Source organism: Chryseosolibacter histidinae (assembly GCF_018598225.1).
GTDB lineage: Bacteria > Bacteroidota > Bacteroidia > Cytophagales > Cyclobacteriaceae > Chryseosolibacter > Chryseosolibacter histidini.
Genome location: NZ_JAHESF010000034.1, coordinates 57,128 through 76,856, shown reverse-complemented (window position 1 = coordinate 76,856; position 19,729 = coordinate 57,128). Strand labels below are relative to the sequence as shown.

The window sequence follows — 19,729 nt, the reverse complement described above, 5'->3', positions numbered from 1 at the left end:
ATACACAGCAGATCGATATCAACTATACGATGGATGTGCCCGTGGCAGACCCTACGAAGCTTTATCTGGCTGTGTTCGTTCAGGATTTCAAAACACAAAAAATACATCAGGCTTCCATTATCAAGGCGCCGTCCAAAACAGGTGTGCCTCCGGTGGGCTTGCCCGATGATCCTTTGGCAGGAGAGATCGCGAACATCGCCGTGTATCCCAATCCTGCGTCACAACAAGTGAACTTCTACCTGGAGAACACGCTCACGAAAGATTATGCATGGGAGATCATCGATCAGCGTGGTGTTACTGTGCTCAATGGCGCGCTCAGGCACGACCTCTCCACACCGCAGCAGGTGGAGATCAAAGACCTTGCAAACGGGATTTATTTCGTGAGGTTCACGCAAGCTGATAAAACGCTGGTATACCGGAAGGTGGCGGTGATGAACAGACATTAGTATTAGGTACGAAGTACGATCCCGATAGCTATCGGGAACGAGGTACGGAATGCCTCAGATCGGGCTATCGTACCTCGTCCCTCGTACTTCGTACCTTGTATCGCGTACCTTGAAATCACGTCGCGGCGAGTTCCTTGATAAAATCATTCACCAACCCCTTGCAGGCTTCTATAAAATCGCGGGTAACCGTAGGCAGCTCTCCCAGGTTGGATTTGTTCTTGCCATTTTCTTCGATAAAAAGAATGACGGGGCGAAGATCGTGAATGCCCAGCAGGGTAAATGATGGTTTGATCTGGTGGGCGAGCTTGCCAAGCTTCTCCCAGTTCTTTTCTTCGAGACAGGCATCCATTTCAGTAACGATCCCGGGCATACTTTGCACAAAGGTCTGGATCATCTCGGTGATGAAGTCTTCGTTGTTATTGGAGATCGAACGGAGGTAGGTAAGGTCGAACTTGTTGCTCTTCTCCATTGGTTTCACTTCCGGATCGGGTCGTGGTGCAGGTTTGATCTTCAGCTCGTCAACCAGCTTCCGGTAAAGGTCATCGGGTGTGAAAGGTTTGGGAAGGTAATCGTTCATGCCCGCTGCGAGACACTTTTCAACATCGCGCTTGGTGGCATTCGCGGTAAGCGCAACAATGGGCGTTGCATTCTTGGGCATATCCATCAGCCTGATCGCCCTCGTTGCTTCGTATCCATCCATCACAGGCATCTGAACGTCCATCAGCACCACATCATAAAAATTGTTCTTCACTTTTTCGATCGCCACCAATCCGTTCTCCGCGATGTCTACCTGGCAATGCCAGTTCTTCAATATGCTCTTGGCGTATAACCGGTTGATGTCGTTATCTTCCACCAGCAGGATGAAGAGGTCTTTGATCTGCTTGCTGTCGATCACATTCTTGGCACCGGCGGTCGACTGGGGTGGGGTAGAAGCTTTTCCGATCGTGTAGGGCAGCAGCACAATAAAAGTGGAACCGTGCTGCTCTTCACTTTTTACAGTGATCAATCCACGCTGGAGGTCTACGAGCTGTTTCACAATGGTCAGTCCCAGACCGCTTCCGCCATACCGCCGGGTGACACTGGCATCGGCCTGGCTGAAGCTTTCAAAAATGGTGTTGAGCTTTTCTTCGGGGATGCCCACGCCGGTGTCGCGTACTTCAATGCGCACCCAGCAGTCGTCGTTCTGTTGTCGCTCCAGGGCGCAGTGAATGTGAATGGCGCCGGCATGGGTGAACTTCACAGCGTTGCTGATGAGGTTGATGAGGATCTGGTTTAACCGTACCGGGTCTCCCAGCAGAATCCTGTTCAGTTTTTCGTCGATGGAGTAATCGAGTGTAAGCTTTTTTTCCTTGGCCTGATAGGCGAACGTGCCGATCAGCGAAGGTACCATGTCTGTAAAATTGAAGGCGATCTTTTCGAACCGCAGCTTGCCGGAGTCAATGGCTGCCAGGTCGAGGATGTCGTTGATGATCACCTTGAGATTTTCGGCGGAGTGTTTGATCGCATTAAGATAGGCTTCGCGCTCTTCTGTGCTTGGATTCTGCCCCAGCAATCCCGCCATGCCGGCGATGCCGTTGATCGGTGTTCTGATCTCATGGCTGATGTTGGCCAGGAACTGTTCCTTTGCCTTCTGCAACCGAACCAACTCTTCAGCATCGCGTTTTCGTTGCGTGATGTCACGGCAGTCGAGAATGAATCCATCCATGCCCTCGCGATGTTTGAGGTTGATGGCATTGAATTCCAGGAAACGGTACGACCGGTCGGCACACAGGAACTGGAACTCCACTTTTTCAGTGTAGGCCCGTTTCTGACTCTGCCTGAACCTGACCCTCAGCTCGTCGAGCGAGGCCGGAAGAACAAAATCGAAAAAGTTCTTGCCGATAAGGCTTTTGCTGCGGTAGCCCAGGGTCTCCTTGACGGAATCATTATGGTAGCAGATGTCGCCGGTGTAATCTACAACGAAGATCAGATCGGATCCATCTTCGACCACGGCCTTATAAAAGGATCCCTTCTTTACATATTGTTGTAGCGTCATACCTAAATGCCGGCGGCTTCCATTTCTTTCAGGTAACGGTAAAGAGACGACTTGCCGATGTTCAGCTTCTTGGCAACCTCCAGTACGTTGTTGTCATATTTGTTCAGAAAATGCCGGATGATCCTGTACATATATTCCTCCATGGGCATTTCCTGGTGAAGGAAAGATTCGATGCGGGTTGAGTTATTGAAGCTGATATCCTGGGGTTTGATTTCCTGTTCAGTGGCCATCACCGCCGCCAGCTCGATGACTGATTTCAGCTCGCGGATGTTGCCAGGAAACGGGTATTGAAGGAGCTTTTGCTGCGCTTCCTGGCTGATTTTAAACTTCGGCATCTGATTTTCCTTCGTAAAGTTGTCGAGGAAATGTTTGGCTACCAGGATCACGTCGTTTCCGCGCTCCCGAAGCGGCGGCAGCTGGATCGGTAATCCAAGCAGGCGATAGTACAGGTCTTCCCTGAACCGGCCTTCCTTCACCTCCTCTGTCAGATCTTTATGTGTTGCGGCCAGTACCCGCACATCCAGCTTGATCACCTGGTTGCCACCGATGCGGGTGATCTCCTTTTCCTGTAAAACCCGCAGCAGTTTCGCCTGCAGGTTGGGATCCATTTCACCGATCTCGTCCAGAAAAATGGTGCCGCCCTCGGCTTCTTCAAACTTTCCGATCCGCCGGGTAATGGCGCCCGTAAACGCCCCCTTTTCATGGCCAAAGAGCTCACTTTCAATCAGATCGCGGGGGATTGCCGCAATATTAACGGCCACGAAGGGTTTGTTCTTTCGCTTGGAATTGTAGTGTATTGCCTTGGCTACCAGCTCTTTACCGGTTCCGGTCTCGCCTGAGATCGACACCGAGATGTTGGTGCTGCAGGCCTTCTCCAGTAGGGAAAAGATCTTTTTGATGGCCACGCTCGAGCCGATGATGCTCTTTTCGAATTCGTATTTTTCAGAGATCTCTTTTTTCAGATAATCGATCTCCTTGATCAGCGAAGACTTGTTACGGGCATTGTTGATGGAGTTGAGCACCCGGTCTTTTGTCTCGTGGTCTTTGGTAATGTAATCGTATGCGCCGAGCTTCAAAAGGTCTACCGCGGTTCCGATCTTCTCCTGCGCCGAAATGATGATGACGTTGATGTTGGGATCATGTGCCCGGATCTGGCTCAGCACTTTTTCGCCGGGCATATCAGGCAAAGAATAATCAAGGGTGACCACGGCTGGATTCTTATGCAGGTTGTTCAGGCATTCTTTTCCTGTGGTAAAAAATTCCACCTCATAGTCAGGATTAAGGCCCAAAACATACTTTAAAAATTTTGTGTAGGCGGGGTCATCTTCTACAACGAAAATCTTAACTGGATCCTTTTCGTACATGTTGGAATACTTTACAAGAAGTAAATATAGAGTGAATTTAACTGAAGATACGGGTAAAAATATCGTTTAATTAAGCATTTTTAGCAAAAATGCGCTTGGGGAGGCCGTGTTATTTGCATATTTGCACCAGAATGTTCTAAGTTCATGAGCACATCCTGGTTTGGCAGTTCGGTTGTTCCTTTCCGTCTGGTTTTTTTGATGTGGGCTGCCTTCTATCTTGAATATTTTTACGGGTGGCCGCTCAGTTATTTCGGTATCGTGCCCTGGTCTCCGATAGGGCTGATAGGCATTTTTACCGCGCCCATGCTGCATGGCAGTCTCAATCATTTGGTTTCCAACACCGTTCCGTTGCTCTTCCTGGGCACCGTTCTGTACTTCTTCTATGAGCGTATCGGTGGGGTTGTCTTTTTCCGGTCGTACTTCTGGACCAACGTTTTGGTCTGGTTGTTCGGCAGACAGGAGTCGAGCCATATAGGCGCGAGCGGTGTGGTGTATGGACTTGCTTTTTTCCTGATTTTTTTCGGAATATTCAGACGGGATTTTACTTCAATGCTCATCTCTATTGTTGTGATCATCATGTACGGCGGTGTGATCTATGGCATATTGCCTACAGACCCACGCGTGTCATGGGAATCACATTTTGCCGGAGCGCTGGTGGGAATTTACACAGCGATAGGACTGAGCTCTAAAAAGAATGTGAGCTGATGGATGCCAACGTTAAAAAGATACTGACAGACCTGAAGGCAGGAAAATACGCGCCCGTATATTTCCTGCAGGGAGAAGAGACCTTTTATATTGACCTCATCGCCGATTACGTGGAGGCACATGCGCTGACCGATGCCGAAAAAGGCTTCAACCAGGTGATCGTTTACGGCAAGGATGTTGCCATGGCCACGGTGCTCACCCATGCCAGGCGGTTTCCGATGATGGCACAGCGCCAGGTGGTCATCGTAAAGGAGGCGCAGGATATCCAGGACCTCAACAAAGAGGCTGGCGCCAAACTTTTGCTCGACTATATCACCAAGGCAGTGCCCAGCACGGTGCTCGTCTTCTGCCACAAGCACAAAAGCCTCGACAAACGCCGCGAGCTTGGAAAAAAGATCGAGCAGTACACCGTTACCCTGAACACCAAAAGACTGTATGACAACCAGCTTCCCGAGTTCGTGGCGGAGTATGTAAAGGATAAGAAGATCAGCATGGAAGATCGGGCCATTGCCACATTGTGCGAATACGTGGGCAACGATCTGCACCGGTTGGCCAATGAGATCGACAAACTTTCCCTGGGACTTTCCGGCGGCGCAGCCATCACACCAGAGCAGGTCATGAACCAGGTAGGGGTGAGCAAAGAATACAACATCTTCGAGTTGCAGAAGGCTATCTTGCAACGCGATACCTTGCTGGCTAACCGGATTGTGAACTTCTTCGAAAGCAATACCAAGAAGAACCCGATGATCCCGGTGGTGGCCTACCTGTTCTCGTTCTTCAGCAAGCTTCTGGCGGCAACCCAGGCACCCGATAAAAGCGACAAGGGACTGGTGAGCGCTTTGAAGATCAGTCCGTACAGCGCCAAAGACTACAGCCTGGCATTGCGACAATATCCCCTGGACAAGATCATCGAGAACATTTCAAGCCTCAAGGAAGCAGACCTTAAACTGAAAGGTGTCAACTCAGGCTCCGATACCGAAGGCCAGATCTTCCGGGAGCTGGTGTACCGGATCATGCACTAATCAAGGTACGAGATACGAAGTACGAAGTAAATCCCGCCCGTACCTCGTACCTCGTATTTCGTACCTTTAAAGAGACTCCCTAGTTAATATTCTGCCGATTTCATAGCTTTGAGTCCATGCAAATAAGGCACTGGCCCATTTTTTTAGCTTATTTTTTTGGTCTTTCATTTGCAATAAATTTTTTACAGGGCAGTTTTAATCAAAAATCTTTGACCGTGAGGATAAGTTTTTCCGTTATCTTTTTGTTGTTCTTTCTTTCCGGACTCCGGGCACAGCACCAGCTTTCCCAGGCGAAGTCCGAGCGATTGTTCCAGAAGGGAACCGAGCTGATCGCCCATTCCAACTACGGCGCCGCACGGAAGACCTTTTCAGAATTCCTCACCGAGGCACCGGCCACGGACCCGCGCAGGGCAGAGGCATCGTACTATGTAGCCTTCAGCGCGCTTAGCCTCGGCCACACTGACGGCGAAAAGCTCATCGACAACTTCATCGACAATAACCCTTCAAGCCCCAGGGCCGCAACAGCCTACTACGATCTTGCCGACTTCTTTTACAATGAAAAGAACTACAGCAAGGCCTCAGCGTATTACAAAAAAGTAGACTTCCCCGCCCTGACGCTCGATCAGCAGAACCAGGCTCACTTCAAATGGGGCTACAGCTATTTCAATTTGAAAAAGCTCAACGAAGCCCTCGAGCAGTTCAACTTCGTGAAGAACCTGAACAGCCAGTATGCACCGGCCGCCAACTATTACGCCGGGTTCATCGAATACTCCAACGGCCAGTATACCGAAGCGCTCACCGATCTCAGGAAGGCAGAAGGGAACCCATCGTATGCCACGGTGGTGCCGTACCTCATCGCCAACGTATATTATCGCCAGAAGAAGTACGACGAGCTGCTGCAGTATACCACCAGCCTCAAGAACCGCAGCGACTTGCAGAACGCCAACGAGATCTCTATGCTGGCGGCAGAAGCCCACTATTACAAAGGCGACTATAAGAACGCCGCCGATGCTTACGAAAAATTTCTGGGTGAGAATACCAATAAGGCAGAAGGTCCGCTGTTGTTCCGGGCGGGATATTCCAACTATGCGCTGAACCAGGTCGATAAAGCGGTTGGCTACCTGGGCAAGGCCGCTGCGAGTAAAGACTCCATCAGCTTTTACGCTTCGTATTACCTGGGCATCCTGTACCTGAAACAGGGTGAGAAGCCCCTTGCCCTGAACGCTTTTGATTATGCCCGGAAATACCCGAAAGACAAAAAGCTGGCGGAAGAGTCAACCTTCCAGTTCGGCAAGGTGGCGTATGACGCGGGCAAGCCCGAACAATCCATTGATGAGTTTGAAAAGTTCCTCGTCACCTATCCTTCGAGCGCACATAGCGTTGAAGTAAAAGAGCTGCTGGCCCAGGCCTATGTGAACGGCAATAACTTTCATAAGGCGATCGAGTACATCGAAGGCCTTCCTTCCCGCAGCACACAGATCGATCAGGCCTACCAGAAGGCAACGTACCTGAAAGGCGTGGAGCTCTTCAACAAAGACGATTATCAGCAGGCCGTTGAGAACTTTGAAAAATCATTGAAGTATCCGAGAGATCCCAAGTATGTGGCCCTGGCCAGCTACTGGGCTGGCGAGTCGTACTCCATCGGCAGAAAATTTGACGAGGCCACCCGGCACTATCAGAAAGTGCTGGAAACAGGCTCCGCGGCAGATCCGGAGCTGCAGGTGAAAACGCGTTACGGACTGGGATATGCCTATTACAATTTACAGCAATACGATAAAGCCCTTTCCAACTTCAGGGAGTTTGTCAACAAAAGCAACAGAAATACCCCGAACCATGCCGACGGGTTGATCAGGCTTGCCGACTGTTATTATGTGAGCAAAGATTACGATGAAGCCCTGAATACTTACAACCGTGCCCGTAACATCGGCTCTCCCGATAACGATTACGTGTTGCTGCAGAGCGGTGTGATCAGTGGCATTCAGCGCAAGTACGGTGAAGCGCGCAACCAGCTCACTACACTCATCCAGAGTTATCCCAAGTCTACCTATCGCGATGAGGCCCTGTACCAGCGTGCCCAGTTCGAGATCGAGCAGGGCAACTCACAGGCAGCCATCGATGGACTCTCGCAGCTCATCCGCGAAAGCGCGAGCTCACCCTTTTTACCCTATGCCTATATGCGGCGGGCATCGTCTTACTTCAACCTGAAACAATACGACAAAACCATCTCGGATTATGCCGCCATCGTCAGGCAGTTCCCCACACATCCCGTGGCAACGGAAGCAATGTTGCCTTTACAGGATGCGCTGACAGCCGCGGGGCGTTCGGGCGATTTCGACACGTATCTCGCGCAGATCAAAAAAGCCAACCCCGAGAACAAAGGTCTGGAGAACGTAGAATTCGAGACGGCAAAGAACCTGTACTTCGATCAGCAGTACCAGAAAGCGCTGACGAGCCTCAACGCGTTTGTGAACAGCTACCCGCAGAGCTCACGTGTACCGGAAACGAAGTATTACATCGCCGAGTCACACTACAGGCTCAAGGACTTCAACAAGGCTTTGCCCATTTACGTGGAGCTGAGCCGGGATGCCACTTTCTCCATGGGTAACAAGGTGATGGGGCGGGTTGCCGAGCTTCAGTTCAAGCAGGGGCAGTATGAGAACGCTGTCACAAGCTTTCACCGCTTGGAGAAGATCGCCACCAACAAAAAGGAACAATACACAGCATGGTCTGGCCTGATGGAGTCGTTTTTCCTGCTCGCGCAATACGATTCGGCCGATGTCTATGCCAGAACCATCCTCGAACGTGGTGCCGTGAACGCCAGCGCCCAGAACAAGGCTTCGCTTTACCTCGGCAAGACCGCTTTTGCGCGCGGCGACTATGAAACTGCCAAAGACGAATTCCTGAATACACTCAATGCAGCGCAGGACGAGTTCGGCGCGGAAGCCAAGTACACCCTCGCCCAGATTCTTTACCAGCAGAAGGAATACAAGCAGAGCTACGAGACCCTGATGAGCCTCGCCCAGGACTTTGCTTCGTACGACGAGTGGGTAGGGAAGGCGTTCCTGCTCATCGCCGATAACTTCAGGGCGCAGGACGACATTTTCCAGGCGAAAGCCACCCTGCAGTCGCTGATCGATAATTTCCCGTTGCAACACATAAAGGATCAGGCCAAAGCCAAGCTCCGGGAGATCGAGGCCGCCGAGCAGTTGAAGCAAAAACAAGCCGAAGCAGATACCGTTGGCAATGAACGTTGAAGACCACACCATGAAATATTTTTTTGTAATGATGCGCAGCTCACTTTTTGTCATGATGGCCTTGCTCGTTTCGCAGGTTGTATATGCCCAGCAATGGGGCGATGAGGGAGAGCTTGACGATGTGGAGATCGACATCGTGAAGGAACGGCAGATCACCCTACCGAAAGCCAATCGCAATTTTGAAAAGATCCCGCCGCGGCCATCGGAGTCCACCAGGCCTACGTTTCAGTACGACTTCAGGCCTTTCAGCTTTCAAACGCCGCAGATCAACGCGGCCATCCGCCCCCTGAAGCTGAAGCAGGAGAACCCTTCCAACGTTTACGGAGGCTACCTGAGCGCTGGCTACGGCAATTACGCGTCTCCGTATCTCGAAGGATTTATCAACTCAAAACGTGATAAGAACAAGCTCGTGGGGGCCCATGCCTACCTGCGGAACTCGGGCAAAGGACCGGTAGATGATAAGAACTCCGGCAGCGGGGCTTCCGGTGTCTCCCTCTATGGAAAAGCTTTCAGTGAATACCTCTCCCTCGCGGGTGAGCTGGAATACGAGAGCCGGTACACACATTTCTATGGCTATCCCACGGGAACGGATGTCAGTGAAAAAGATATCAAGCAGGCCTACAACGTGTTCAAGTTGTCGGGCGAGTTGTCAAACGCGAAGAACTCGGCCTTTTCATACCAGCTTGGTGGAGCCTTCAGTTACCTGATGGACAAGTACAAGGCACGGGAAACGCAGGTGGATATCGACTTCAATTCGGCCTATGAAGTGAACGACGAGTCTTCCATCGGCATCAAGGCCGGGTATACTGTCATTAGCCGGAAAGACGAGGCCGTGGAAGCGAAACCCCGCAGCCTTTTTACAGTGAACCCGTCGTATGTTTTTTACCCTGTTGAAGACCTGAAGCTGAGCGCCGGTATTATCGCCGCCTTCGAGAACGACAGCATCGACAAGAAAGACGTGCATGCCTACCCTGACCTGAGGGCATCGTATCCGCTGAGCCCTTCGGTCGATGTGGTGGCCGCGCTTACCGGGGGTATCGAGAAAGTTTCATTGCAGTCGCTCTCGCGTGAGAACCTCTGGCTTGCGCCGAACGTGCCGGTCTTTCACACCAACAAGGTGCTCGACTTCCAGGTTGCGTTGAACACCCGCATAGGCAACAAGGTAGCTGTGAATGGCGGGCTGTCTTTTGCGTCATTGAAGAACTGGTACTTTTACGAGAATACCGAGGCAGACCAGTCGAAGTTCACGCCGGCCTACGACAAAGGAGCCACGAAGCGAACAAACTTCTTCGCGTCACTGGGCTTTACCCAGACGGAGACGGCCAAATTTTTACTACGCGGCGATGTTTACAGCTACAGCACCGACGAAGTTGAGGAAGCGTGGCACCGGCCAACCTACAAAGTAACAGGCGATGTATCCTTCAACATTGTGAAAAAGCTGCTCATTGGTGTGAACCTCATCGCCCAGGGAGGCATGAAAGCAAAAAGTTACACTTCCGTGCCCGGGGAGTTTGAAGTAGTGAAGCTGGATGCCGCACTGGATCTCAATGCGCGCACCGAGTATGTGGTGTCCGACAGCTTCTCGGTTTTTATTCAGTGCAACAACATAACTTCGAATCAGTATCCAGTGTTCCTCAACTATCCGGTCAGGGGATTTCAGGTGCTCGGTGGGCTGACATGGTCCTTTTAGGAGTCGGTGACCAGTGATCGGCAACCGGTAGGTAGGTACACCGATTACCGATCACTGATTACCGTTTACCATTTTTTGGTTGCCTCAAAATTTAGATTATTTTTGTATGGTTAAGAATATGTTAAACAAACAACCATGGCCAGGAGAAAAAAGCAAGATGAGGACCCGTCACAAGATAATCTGAACAATAACAGTGACGATACCTTCGGTCTCCCTGAAATTGAATATGAACCCCTGCAGCGGGAAGAAGAACCTGCCCGCCCCGTATCTGAGTCTCCTTCACAGCCCTCTTCGCATGAACCCATAACCCGTAAAGAAATGGAAAGAGAAGAAGTCCAGTCGAACGAATATAACACCAACTACTACAACAATAACGAGGACGAAGGCAACTCGCCCTGGCCTAAGATATTGGGCATAGCCGCCATTCTTCTGCTCACGGCAGGAGCCGTCTGGTATTTCGGCATGTATCGCCCCAACCAGATCAAGATCGCTGCGGATAAAGCAAGACAGGAGCAGGAAGCGGAAGCTGCCAGGCAACGCGAGGCCGACCTGGCTGAAAGTAAAAGACTTGAAGATGAAAGGCGCAGGGCCGACTCGCTCGCCAACGCTACGCCGGCTACCGGTGTGATCGATACACTAACTGAAAGGACCGGTCGTTATTACGTTATTATTGCCAGTGGCATTGATGGAGACCTGATCATGGACTACGCCAGGAAGCTTGCCCCGAAAGGACTCAGCCCGAAGATCATTCCTCCCCACGGCAAAGTTAAGTTCTACCGCCTGGCCATTGCAGAGGGAGATACCTATGCTTCGACGCAGGCCACCGCAGACCAGCTGAAGGGCGACTACAGCGGCGGAGCGTGGGTGGTCAGGTACTGACAGTTGTTGGCCGATTATATTTTTTAAACTTTTTCTTGTTCAATGATCCTGCTTCAAATTTCTACCGATTCGACTGCCATTGAGACGGCGGCCCAGTCTATTTCTGTGCTCGACCTTGCCATGAAAGGCGGTGTCATCATGATCCCGCTTGCCCTCATGTGGGTCATCGCCGTTTATATTTTTGTGGAGCGCCTGCTCACCATCAACAGGGCAGCTAAAATACCCGACTCTTTTATGAACAGCGTGAAAGACCTGGTAACCCGGGGCGATGTGAACGGAGCACGGATCGTGTGCAGTCAGAACGATACCCCTACTGCACGCATCATCGAAAAAGGGATCATGCGCATCGGCAAGCCGATCGAGAACATCGAAAAGTCAATGGAGAACATCGGCCGGCTCGAGCTCTATAAAATGGAGAAGAACCTGGTCATCCTTACCATCATTGCCGGTGTTGCCCCCATGTTCGGATTCCTCGGTACCATTGCCGGTATGATCCAGACCTTTTTCAACATCTCCATTACCTCAGACATCACCCTCGGAACGATCGCAGGTGGTATCTATGTTAAGATGATTACCTCGGCCACAGGACTGATGATCGGCATTATGGCCTACATCGGCTACAGCTACCTGAACGCACAGATCGATAAAGTTGTCAATTATATGGAAGCAGCCAGCGCAGAGTTCATCGACGTGCTGCATGCTCCGGTGAAGTAAACAGAAGCGATGGATATCAGAAGCAAACGGCATAAAAAACAGGCGGAGATGCACAATTCCGCCCTGAACGATATTCTCTTCATCCTGCTGTTGTTCTTTCTTATCGTGTCAACGCTGGCCAATCCAAACGTGATCAAGCTCAGCGTACCCAAAGGCACCAGCAATACCAAAGCAAAACAAACGGTGGTAGTGAGCATTGACCAGAACCGCGACTATTACGTAGGCACCCGTCGGGTTCCTTTCGAACGTTTGAAAGACAGCCTGGTACCGGCACTGGCCAACGAGAATCTTGACCCCACCATCGTGATCAACGCCGAAAAATCGGTTCCCGTGGAAGATATCGTGAATGTGATGGAGATCGCCAATAAACTTGGCGCCAAAGTTGTTCTGGCTACCAAAAGACCAGGTTAACCATGACCAGACAAGAACGTAAGAATAAAACGATTGCAGCGTTTACAACGGTGGGCGTGAACGTAGTTTTATTGCTCATCATGATCTTTGCGGGAGGATGGGGTTTCTCCGGCGAAGGACTCGGCAGAGGCGAAAATTACGGTATTGAAGTTAATTTAGGTTATGACGATGAAGGCACCGGTAACATAGAACCGGCCACACCCGTGGGCGATCCCGAGGCAAAGGATGACGAAGATCCTCCTCCCACACCGGTTGAAGAGACTACCGAACAAAAGACAGAGACACCTGCGCCGGCGCAGGAAGAAACCAGGACAAGCCCCGAAGAGTCGAAGATCATGACAGATCCCAACAGCGATGTTGAGATCAAAGAAGAAAAGAAAGAGAAGCCCACTGAAAAACCGGTTGAAAAAAAGCCGGTGACACCCGATAATCCTGTAGAGAAAACAGTTGAGAAGAAGCCGGAAGAGAAAAAACCGGAGCAAAAACCCATCGCTGTTTACCAAAGCAAATCGGGGTCGACTTCGTCAACAGGCAATGGCGAAGGCAAGCAAGGCACCCCTGGCAATCAGGGTGATGATGTAGGGAGGGAAGGTAATAAGGGTGTTGAAGGCGGACGCGAAGGTGCCGCTATTTATAAAGGCCAGCCCGGTGGCGGAGGTAATGGAGGATTTGGATTGCAACTGGCGGGCTGGAATTGGAGTGAAAGACCGCAAAAACCGAAGCTGACCGAGTCCAATGTAAGGGGCAGGATCGTTTTTGAAATCGAGGTGGATGAGAATGGCGAGATCACTTCTATTAAAACCATCGAGAACCAGCTGAGCCCCGCTGCCGAGCGTCTCTGCAGACAGGAAATTGAAAAGTTATCCCTTGTCAAAACCTCTGCAGGCCAGGCGCCGGAAAGAACAAAGGGCCGGGTTGTATTTAACCTCGATCTTCAATAATCTCTGGTAATTAAATGCTTTCAATGGGGGAGCAGCGATACATCGAATTCATCCAGGATGTGCTCATCTCCATTCACGAAAACCTTCATGAGCTCACAGAGCGCAAAAACTTCGCCGACCCCGAAGAGCTTACCCACATCGAAGCCAAGATCATAGCCTACCAGGAGATGCTTGCCATCATCCGCATGAGCGCCGATCAGTTTAACCTTCCGAAAGGAGACATCGGCCTTTAGAATGCAGTTCGCGCAAAGCCGCTAAGAAGCGCAAAGCTCACAAAGTTTTTTTTTAACCGCTGAGAACGCGGAGAAGGCGCAGAGATCCGCGGAGATATTGTACTCCTTCCTCTGAAAGAGCGTCAGCGAAACCTTTGCGCTCTTCTACAATAACAGATGACCGATTCATGTAAATCTGCGAAGATCACAGGGAGGCCTACCTGCATTTCTCTGCGTTTTCCTTAGCGTTCTTTGCGTTTTGTATTTTTGTATTTTTGCGTTTCTATGCCCAGTTTTGCTCGCGTAGGCAATACCCCATGATGATCAAGCTGTACGAAGAAGCAGTTCAATACCTGTACGACAACCTGCCCATGTTTCAGCGGGTGGGTGCGGTTGCATTCAAGAAAGATCTTACCAACACCCTGCAGCTCTGCCACGCGCTGGGCGATCCGCAGACAAAATTCAGAAGCATTCACATTGCCGGCACCAATGGCAAGGGAAGCACCTCCAACATGTTGGCCTCCGTGCTGCAGGAAGCAGGATACAAGACCGGTCTCTATACATCACCACACCTGAAATCGTTCACCGAGCGGATCAAGGTGAACGGGCGTGATGTCTCCGAACAATTCGTGGTTGATTTTGTCAATAAGATCCGGCCCGTGGTCTCAGAGATCCAACCCTCGTTCTTCGAGCTCACGGTCGCCATGGCCTTCGATTATTTTGCGCAGCAGCGCGTAGATGTGGCGGTAGTTGAAGTAGGTCTCGGCGGAAGACTGGATTCCACCAACGTGATCACACCCCTGGTATCGGTCATCACCAACATAGGCTGGGACCACAAAGACCTGCTGGGCGATACCCTGCCGAAGATCGCGTCGGAAAAAGCAGGCATCATCAAGAGACATGTTCCCGTGGTGGTAAGCGAACGCCAGCCCGATGTTGAGTCGGTGTTCATCACACAGGCGCAGGAAAAGGAGGCGAAGCTCTACTTTGCCTCTGACGAGTATCGCGCCACGACAGCACCTGATTCAGCGTTGCAGGTAATGAGGCGTGGCAGCACCGTCTTCGAGACGCTGAGGCTTCCGCTCACAGGCCTTTACCAGCAAAAGAACCTGCCTGGCGTGCTCAAGGCCATCGACCTGCTGAGCGAACATTTTCCCGTCACCCACGATCAGCTTCGCGCAGGCCTGGAGAACGTGATCGTTAACACCAACTTCAAAGGGCGCTGGCAAAAACTGCGTGACAAGCCGCTGATGATCTGCGATACCGGTCACAACATCGATGGCATCCGCGAGATCGTCCGGCAGCTCGGTACCATTGCCTTCCGGCAGCTTCACATCGTTTTTGGTGTGGTGAAAGACAAGGACGTTACCGACGTGCTGGCGCTGTTACCGAAGCGGGCGACCTACTATTTCTGCCAGGCCCAGATCCCAAGGGCTATGGAGGCATCGGTGTTGGCGGAAAAAGCGCGGCACGCCGGGTTACGTGGCGAGGTTATTCCGGATGTAAATGAGGCTAAAAGAAAAGCATTAAAAAACGCTTCACAGGATGATCTTATTTTTATCGGAGGAAGTACTTTTGTAGTGGCCGAAATAGAAGAACTATAACAAACCTTTACCTGTGAAACGTAAACAAGAACGTTTTAAGATCATCGAAGAACGTTTAAATGTAATTGAACCCAGCAAGCCGCTGTATCAGACCATCAAAGGCAAGTGGAACGAAGCTTATTTCAGGAACGAATCGCCCATCACGCTGGAGCTGGCGTGTGGCAGGGGAGAATATACCGTGGGACTTGCCAGGCTTTTTTCAAATCAGAATTTTATTGGCGTAGATATCAAGGGTGAGCGCATCTGGAAGGGGAGCTCGTGGGCGGAGGAAGAGAAGTTGCAAAACGTGGCCTTCCTGAGAACACAGATCTTGCTGATCGAGAATTTTTTTCAGCCCGGAGAGGTGGATGAGATCTGGCTTACATTTCCCGATCCCAGGCCACGCAAGCGCGACATCAAACGCAGGCTCACCAGCCCCAGATTTATAGCGATGTACAAGAAGCTGGTGAAACCCGGCAGCTACATCAGGCTGAAGACAGACAATACAAAACTGTACGAATATACCCTTGAAGAGATGCAGGCGCGGGAAGACATCACGGACCTGAAGTTCACGGACGACCTTTATAGCTCCGAGCTTCGCCCCGAGTGCTTCGACATCAAAACACGGTACGAAGAAGAGTTCGCCGCCAAGGGAGAAAAGATCAAATACCTGAGATTCCGTTTCAAGTCGTAAAAAACCTAAGTCAACGATATATGCGAGAGGAGACCAATTTTGATATCGAAGAGAAATTTCTGCAGGCCGACCAGCTCATTGCCGACAGCCGGCTGAGCGAAGCTGCAAAAATGCTGGAAGAGATCCTGGCAGAAGTGCCCGACTTCGGCAAAGCCCACAACCACCTGGGCTGGCTGTTCGAAACCAAGTTCAAGAACCTGGCGCGCGCAGAAGAACATTACAGGCTCGCCCTGAAATTCTCGCCCGACTACACCGCGGCGTATTACAACTATTGTTACCTGCTGGCTTCCCTGCGCAAATTCGACGAGCTCGAAAAACTGCTGCAGACTGCTGTGGGTGTTTCCGGTATCAATTACGCCACCCTGTACAATGAGTATGGGCTCATGCGTGAGATGCAGGGAAATTTCGATGACGCCATCCACTATTTCAGACTTCACATTAAAAACTCATTCGATGCCAAAAGCATCGAGACAGCAGCGGAGTCTATTAAGCGATGTGAAAGGAAGAAGCAGTTACTGGAGAACAGTTAACAGTTGACAAAGGGCAATTGACAACGTCAGTCCATAGTCAATGGTCCATGGTCCATAGTCGTGTAGTGTGACGTCGGCTAATCGTACTTCGTAAAGCGTACCTCGTACCTTCACACCTCACTGCCATGGACTATCGACCATGGACCATGGACTTTATTCATCCAACAACTCAAGTATCTCCGCCAATTCATTGTAATCTTTAAACCCAGGCCTGATCTCGGGCGAGCCGTTCAACGCAACTCCGGTAAGCTGATAGCGATCCAGTTTCTGCTGGAGGCCGTTGGCTGAGTCGACCTTTAGTAATATGGGCGTGCTGTTGTTTTCGGCCCCTGACACGGCAGCTTCATCCATCAGAAAATAAGCGATGTTGTTATTGTTACGGAGTGAGGCAAATTCCTCTTTCGTGACGGCAACGATGCAGGGAAGGGAAAGATGGGCACCGTACTTTTTAAATGTTTGCGCGTCGAGCTCGAAGTAATCCGGGGCATAGTTCTGAACGATCTCCGGAAGTTGCTCTTGCACGCTCAGGCCGTAGATCTGGGCTACAAACCTGGGGCCCGAAACCCACCCGCGGATCTCCTGGAACAGCTTCGGGAGCACATAATCGGTGCTGCCTGCCACTACCGAAAAGCCAAGCATATCCACACCCATCCCGGCGCAATAGCGTGCATCACTAAGATTTGATATATTTCCGACCTTTACTACCGTTTTTAGTGGCATGGTTTAATCCCCGATAAAGAATAACTTTGAGTGGTTTACGTTTCAATTCGGGTGCGGATTTAGTAAAAACCGGGTAATCATTGAAGCATTTTTATAAATATTTGGCATTTGCCCTCCTGGCAGTCTCCTGCGATAAAGATGAGTTCCGGCCCCCGGATATTGGACTGAACTACTTTCCCCTGCGCACAGGCTATTACCAGACCTATAACGTCAATGAGACCGTTTACTCGGAGGTGGCTGCCCCCGAGAACCGGGTATATCAGCTCAGGGTTGAGGTGACCGACTCATTTCCCAACACTGGGGAGGCGGGATACACCTATGTGGTCCATCGCAGCAAACGTGCCAGTGAGAACGTTGCCTGGCAGGACCTTGATACCTGGCAGGTGCGCGAAAACGACCGTGAGTTGGTGGTGACCGAAGGCAACAGGCCATTTGTCAAGCTGACGTTTCCCGTGAGAAAAGGCAACGCCTGGAACGGCAATAAGTTCAACAACCTGGATGCAGATGAATATGAGATTCAGGCACTGGACGAGTCCTTTACAGCAGGCGGAACAACTTTTGAACAGGCCCTGGTAGTGAACCAGGAAAATAATGAAGACCTGATCGTATACCAGGATAAACGGGAAGAAGTGTATGCCCGTAACGTGGGCTTGATCTACAAGCAGACAACACAGCTCAGGTATTGTACCAGTGACGACTGCCTCGGGCAGCAAAAAATAAAAAGTGGAATTATTTATAAACAGGAGATCATTGCATATGGCGTGCGGTAAACGATTCGGTGTTCTTGCAGGCTTGATCTTGTTATCATTCACATGCCTCTCTCAGGCAAACCGCTACATGGTGTTCTTCAAGGATAAGACAGGAACGCCGTTCTCGGAGTCCGAACCATCGGCATTCCTCTCACAGAAGGCGATCGACAGGCGGATCAGGCAGGGGATTGACGTGTTGCCCCAGGATCTTCCTGTGAACGCGGCATATGTGACCGGTGTTAAAAATACCGGTGCCAGTGTCTTCTTCAAAACACGCTGGATGAACGGCGTGCTGGTCCAATGCGATCCGTCGCTGCTGCCGGCCATTCAAGCTCTTCCTTTTGTAGACCATGTTGAGTTTGTGGCGCCACAGCCGAGGCTTGTTTCCAACGGGCGACGGGCGCTGACGCTTCGCAAGAAGGCCAACGCAGGAGGCATCGAAACGCAGACCCAGCTTCAGATGCTCGGCATCCCCGACATGCATTCTCAAAACTTCAGGGGTGAGGGAATGACCATTGCTATTTTCGATGGCGGATTTTCAGGAGTGGATGTTGCCGCCCCTTTCCATGACGTTATCGCAGATAAAAGAATAGACCTGAAGCTCTCTCATAATTTTGTGTACAACACGAAGGATATTTTTCAGTACGACGACCACGGCACGCAGGTGTTTTCCATCATCGCCGCTAGCATCCCCGATGTTTTTACCGGTGGCGCGCCGGAAGCCAGCTACCAGTTGTATATCACGGAAGATGTGCGTACGGAATATCGCATCGAAGAATATAACTGGCTCTTTGCCGCCGAACGTGCCGATAGCGCCGGCGTTGACATCATCAACAGCTCGCTGGGCTATTATGATTTTGACCAGGCCAGCATGAATTATACCACCGCACAGATGGATGGCAAAACCACGGTGGTCACCCGGGCCGCGCAATGGGCTGCTGACCGCGGTATCGTTGTGGTTTGCAGCGCCGGCAATGAGGGAAACATTCCTTCGTGGAGGATCATCAGCGCGCCCGCAGACGCCGTGGATGTGATCGCGGTAGCCAACGTCAACGCACAGGGTATTGTAAGCTCGTCCAGCTCCATCGGGCCTTCCTCCGACGGACGTATCAAACCCGATCTTGCAGCGCTGGGCACGGCGGTGCGCACCATCTCACCCAGCGGAACCGTGACCACAGCATCAGGCACCTCTTTGTCTGCGCCGCTCATTACCAGTCTTGTGGCAGGCCTCTGGCAACGTTTCCCCGACTTCACCAACAAAGAGCTGATCGACGTGATGAAGAAGTCCGCTACCCGCGCAGCGAACCCCGACTTTCAGGCAGGATACGGTATTCCCAATTACAAGGCTGTAGTGAATTATATAGGGCGCACACAACATGACAGTGTTCTGGAAGTATTTCCAAACCCCGCAGCAGACACCCTTAAGATCAGGTCACTCAACCCCGAAGAAGTCTCATCGTGCGTCTATGAAGTGGTGTCCGCTCAAGGACAGGTGATGATGAAGGGTACGGCAACGTTCACCTGGCTCGCGCCCGATTATCCGGCAAACGTATCCAACCTTTCCGCTGGCATTTATTTTCTGCGGGTATGGATAGGAGAGCAGCGTTATACTTTCAAGGTGGTGAAAGTATAAATGTAAATGCCTGTAAGTGACATGTGTGTGACTGTGTGCAAAATCATTAGCATTAATTTTTTCTTAACATACCTGCCAACGCTTGCGCAGGTGTACAGATAGGTTTACTTTTAAAGCAAGTACCTAACTGCTCCTTCTATGCATTTC

At 51.0% G+C, this 19,729-nt stretch carries 18 protein-coding genes; 15 read left to right on the top strand and 3 right to left on the bottom strand.

What is annotated here, in order from left to right; genetic code table 11:
* Positions 1–446 (top strand): T9SS type A sorting domain-containing protein (locus tag KK083_RS24730; RefSeq protein WP_254168484.1); only part of this gene is annotated, 446 nt, incomplete at its 5' end.
* 115 nt (positions 447–561) lie between these two features.
* Here the strand turns inward: KK083_RS24730 and KK083_RS24725 are convergent.
* Both KK083_RS24725 and KK083_RS24720 read right to left on the bottom strand, forming a co-directional pair.
* The gene (locus KK083_RS24725) at positions 562–2,481 is read right to left on the bottom strand and encodes a PAS domain-containing sensor histidine kinase (protein ID WP_254168482.1); all 1,920 of its coding nucleotides are present in this window, start codon (positions 2,479–2,481) and stop codon (positions 562–564) included.
* A 2-nt stretch (positions 2,482–2,483) separates the two neighbouring features.
* The gene (locus tag KK083_RS24720; RefSeq protein ID WP_254168480.1) at positions 2,484–3,845 is read right to left on the bottom strand and encodes a sigma-54-dependent transcriptional regulator; all 1,362 of its coding nucleotides are present in this window, start codon (positions 3,843–3,845) and stop codon (positions 2,484–2,486) included.
* A 144-nt stretch (positions 3,846–3,989) separates the two neighbouring features.
* Here KK083_RS24720 and KK083_RS24715 point away from each other — a divergent pair, with 144 nt between their 5' ends.
* From KK083_RS24715 to KK083_RS24660, 12 genes are all read left to right on the top strand, one after another.
* Complete coding sequence (locus KK083_RS24715; protein WP_254168478.1) at positions 3,990–4,550, top strand: rhomboid family intramembrane serine protease; 561 nt, start codon at positions 3,990–3,992, stop codon at positions 4,548–4,550.
* A complete protein-coding gene (holA, locus tag KK083_RS24710; RefSeq protein ID WP_254168476.1) occupies positions 4,550–5,572 on the top strand; it encodes a DNA polymerase III subunit delta in 1,023 nt (340 codons plus the stop codon). Before KK083_RS24715 ends, holA begins: the two co-directional genes overlap by 1 nt.
* A gap of 215 nt (positions 5,573–5,787) precedes the next feature.
* Positions 5,788–8,826, top strand: a complete 3,039-nt coding sequence (locus tag KK083_RS24705; protein WP_254168475.1) for a tetratricopeptide repeat protein — start codon at positions 5,788–5,790, stop codon at positions 8,824–8,826.
* Positions 8,816–10,516 carry a hypothetical protein gene (locus KK083_RS24700; protein WP_254168473.1) on the top strand — a complete coding sequence of 567 codons (1,701 nt, stop codon included), beginning with the start codon at positions 8,816–8,818 and terminating at the stop codon, positions 10,514–10,516. Before KK083_RS24705 ends, KK083_RS24700 begins: the two co-directional genes overlap by 11 nt.
* 135 nt (positions 10,517–10,651) lie before the next feature.
* Positions 10,652–11,395 carry an SPOR domain-containing protein gene (locus tag KK083_RS24695; protein ID WP_254168471.1) on the top strand — a complete coding sequence of 248 codons (744 nt, stop codon included), beginning with the start codon at positions 10,652–10,654 and terminating at the stop codon, positions 11,393–11,395.
* Between the two features lie 42 nt (positions 11,396–11,437).
* The gene (locus KK083_RS24690) at positions 11,438–12,109 is read left to right on the top strand and encodes a MotA/TolQ/ExbB proton channel family protein (protein ID WP_254168469.1); all 672 of its coding nucleotides are present in this window, start codon (positions 11,438–11,440) and stop codon (positions 12,107–12,109) included.
* Between the two features lie 9 nt (positions 12,110–12,118).
* On the top strand, positions 12,119–12,520 hold the full coding sequence (locus tag KK083_RS24685) for an ExbD/TolR family protein (RefSeq protein WP_254168468.1): 402 nt from the start codon (positions 12,119–12,121) through the stop codon (positions 12,518–12,520).
* A gap of 2 nt (positions 12,521–12,522) precedes the next feature.
* The gene (locus KK083_RS24680) at positions 12,523–13,461 is read left to right on the top strand and encodes a hypothetical protein (protein WP_254168466.1); all 939 of its coding nucleotides are present in this window, start codon (positions 12,523–12,525) and stop codon (positions 13,459–13,461) included.
* Positions 13,462–13,475: 14 nt separating this feature from the next.
* Positions 13,476–13,694, top strand: a complete 219-nt coding sequence (locus tag KK083_RS24675) for a hypothetical protein (RefSeq protein ID WP_254168465.1) — start codon at positions 13,476–13,478, stop codon at positions 13,692–13,694.
* Positions 13,695–13,990: 296 nt separating this feature from the next.
* A complete protein-coding gene (locus tag KK083_RS24670) occupies positions 13,991–15,277 on the top strand; it encodes a bifunctional folylpolyglutamate synthase/dihydrofolate synthase (protein WP_317195248.1) in 1,287 nt (428 codons plus the stop codon).
* Between the two features lie 13 nt (positions 15,278–15,290).
* Complete coding sequence (gene trmB, locus KK083_RS24665; protein ID WP_254168464.1) at positions 15,291–15,950, top strand: tRNA (guanosine(46)-N7)-methyltransferase TrmB; 660 nt, start codon at positions 15,291–15,293, stop codon at positions 15,948–15,950.
* A gap of 20 nt (positions 15,951–15,970) precedes the next feature.
* The gene (locus KK083_RS24660) at positions 15,971–16,480 is read left to right on the top strand and encodes a tetratricopeptide repeat protein (RefSeq protein ID WP_254168463.1); all 510 of its coding nucleotides are present in this window, start codon (positions 15,971–15,973) and stop codon (positions 16,478–16,480) included.
* Positions 16,481–16,633: 153 nt separating this feature from the next.
* Here the strand turns inward: KK083_RS24660 and KK083_RS24655 are convergent, their stop codons facing one another.
* Complete coding sequence (locus tag KK083_RS24655; protein WP_254168461.1) at positions 16,634–17,200, bottom strand: beta/alpha barrel domain-containing protein; 567 nt, start codon at positions 17,198–17,200, stop codon at positions 16,634–16,636.
* Positions 17,201–17,280: 80 nt separating this feature from the next.
* Here KK083_RS24655 and KK083_RS24650 point away from each other — a divergent pair, with 80 nt between their 5' ends.
* Positions 17,281–17,970, top strand: a complete 690-nt coding sequence (locus KK083_RS24650) for a hypothetical protein (RefSeq protein WP_254168459.1) — start codon at positions 17,281–17,283, stop codon at positions 17,968–17,970.
* Entirely contained in the window at positions 17,957–19,582 is a 1,626-nt protein-coding gene (locus tag KK083_RS24645; RefSeq protein ID WP_254168457.1) for a S8 family peptidase, read from the top strand. Before KK083_RS24650 ends, KK083_RS24645 begins: the two co-directional genes overlap by 14 nt.
* The last annotated feature ends 147 nt before the right edge of the window (positions 19,583–19,729 follow it).

What these genes read in the sequence shown, in the direction of transcription:
- KK083_RS24700 (WP_254168473.1), top strand. Translation starts at nt 8,816, where the DNA reads ATGAACGTTGAAGACCACACCATGAAATATTTTTTTGTAATGATGCGC.
- holA (WP_254168476.1), top strand. Translation starts at nt 4,550, where the DNA reads ATGGATGCCAACGTTAAAAAGATACTGACAGACCTGAAGGCAGGAAAA.
- KK083_RS24720 (WP_254168480.1), bottom strand. Translation starts at nt 3,845, where the DNA reads ATGTACGAAAAGGATCCAGTTAAGATTTTCGTTGTAGAAGATGACCCC.
- KK083_RS24715 (WP_254168478.1), top strand. Translation starts at nt 3,990, where the DNA reads ATGAGCACATCCTGGTTTGGCAGTTCGGTTGTTCCTTTCCGTCTGGTT.
- KK083_RS24660 (WP_254168463.1), top strand. Translation starts at nt 15,971, where the DNA reads ATGCGAGAGGAGACCAATTTTGATATCGAAGAGAAATTTCTGCAGGCC.
- KK083_RS24695 (WP_254168471.1), top strand. Translation starts at nt 10,652, where the DNA reads ATGGCCAGGAGAAAAAAGCAAGATGAGGACCCGTCACAAGATAATCTG.
- KK083_RS24675 (WP_254168465.1), top strand. Translation starts at nt 13,476, where the DNA reads ATGCTTTCAATGGGGGAGCAGCGATACATCGAATTCATCCAGGATGTG.
- KK083_RS24690 (WP_254168469.1), top strand. Translation starts at nt 11,438, where the DNA reads ATGATCCTGCTTCAAATTTCTACCGATTCGACTGCCATTGAGACGGCG.
- KK083_RS24655 (WP_254168461.1), bottom strand. Translation starts at nt 17,200, where the DNA reads ATGCCACTAAAAACGGTAGTAAAGGTCGGAAATATATCAAATCTTAGT.
- KK083_RS24725 (WP_254168482.1), bottom strand. Translation starts at nt 2,481, where the DNA reads ATGACGCTACAACAATATGTAAAGAAGGGATCCTTTTATAAGGCCGTG.
- KK083_RS24680 (WP_254168466.1), top strand. Translation starts at nt 12,523, where the DNA reads ATGACCAGACAAGAACGTAAGAATAAAACGATTGCAGCGTTTACAACG.
- KK083_RS24645 (WP_254168457.1), top strand. Translation starts at nt 17,957, where the DNA reads ATGGCGTGCGGTAAACGATTCGGTGTTCTTGCAGGCTTGATCTTGTTA.
- KK083_RS24670 (WP_317195248.1), top strand. Translation starts at nt 13,991, where the DNA reads ATGATGATCAAGCTGTACGAAGAAGCAGTTCAATACCTGTACGACAAC.
- KK083_RS24685 (WP_254168468.1), top strand. Translation starts at nt 12,119, where the DNA reads ATGGATATCAGAAGCAAACGGCATAAAAAACAGGCGGAGATGCACAAT.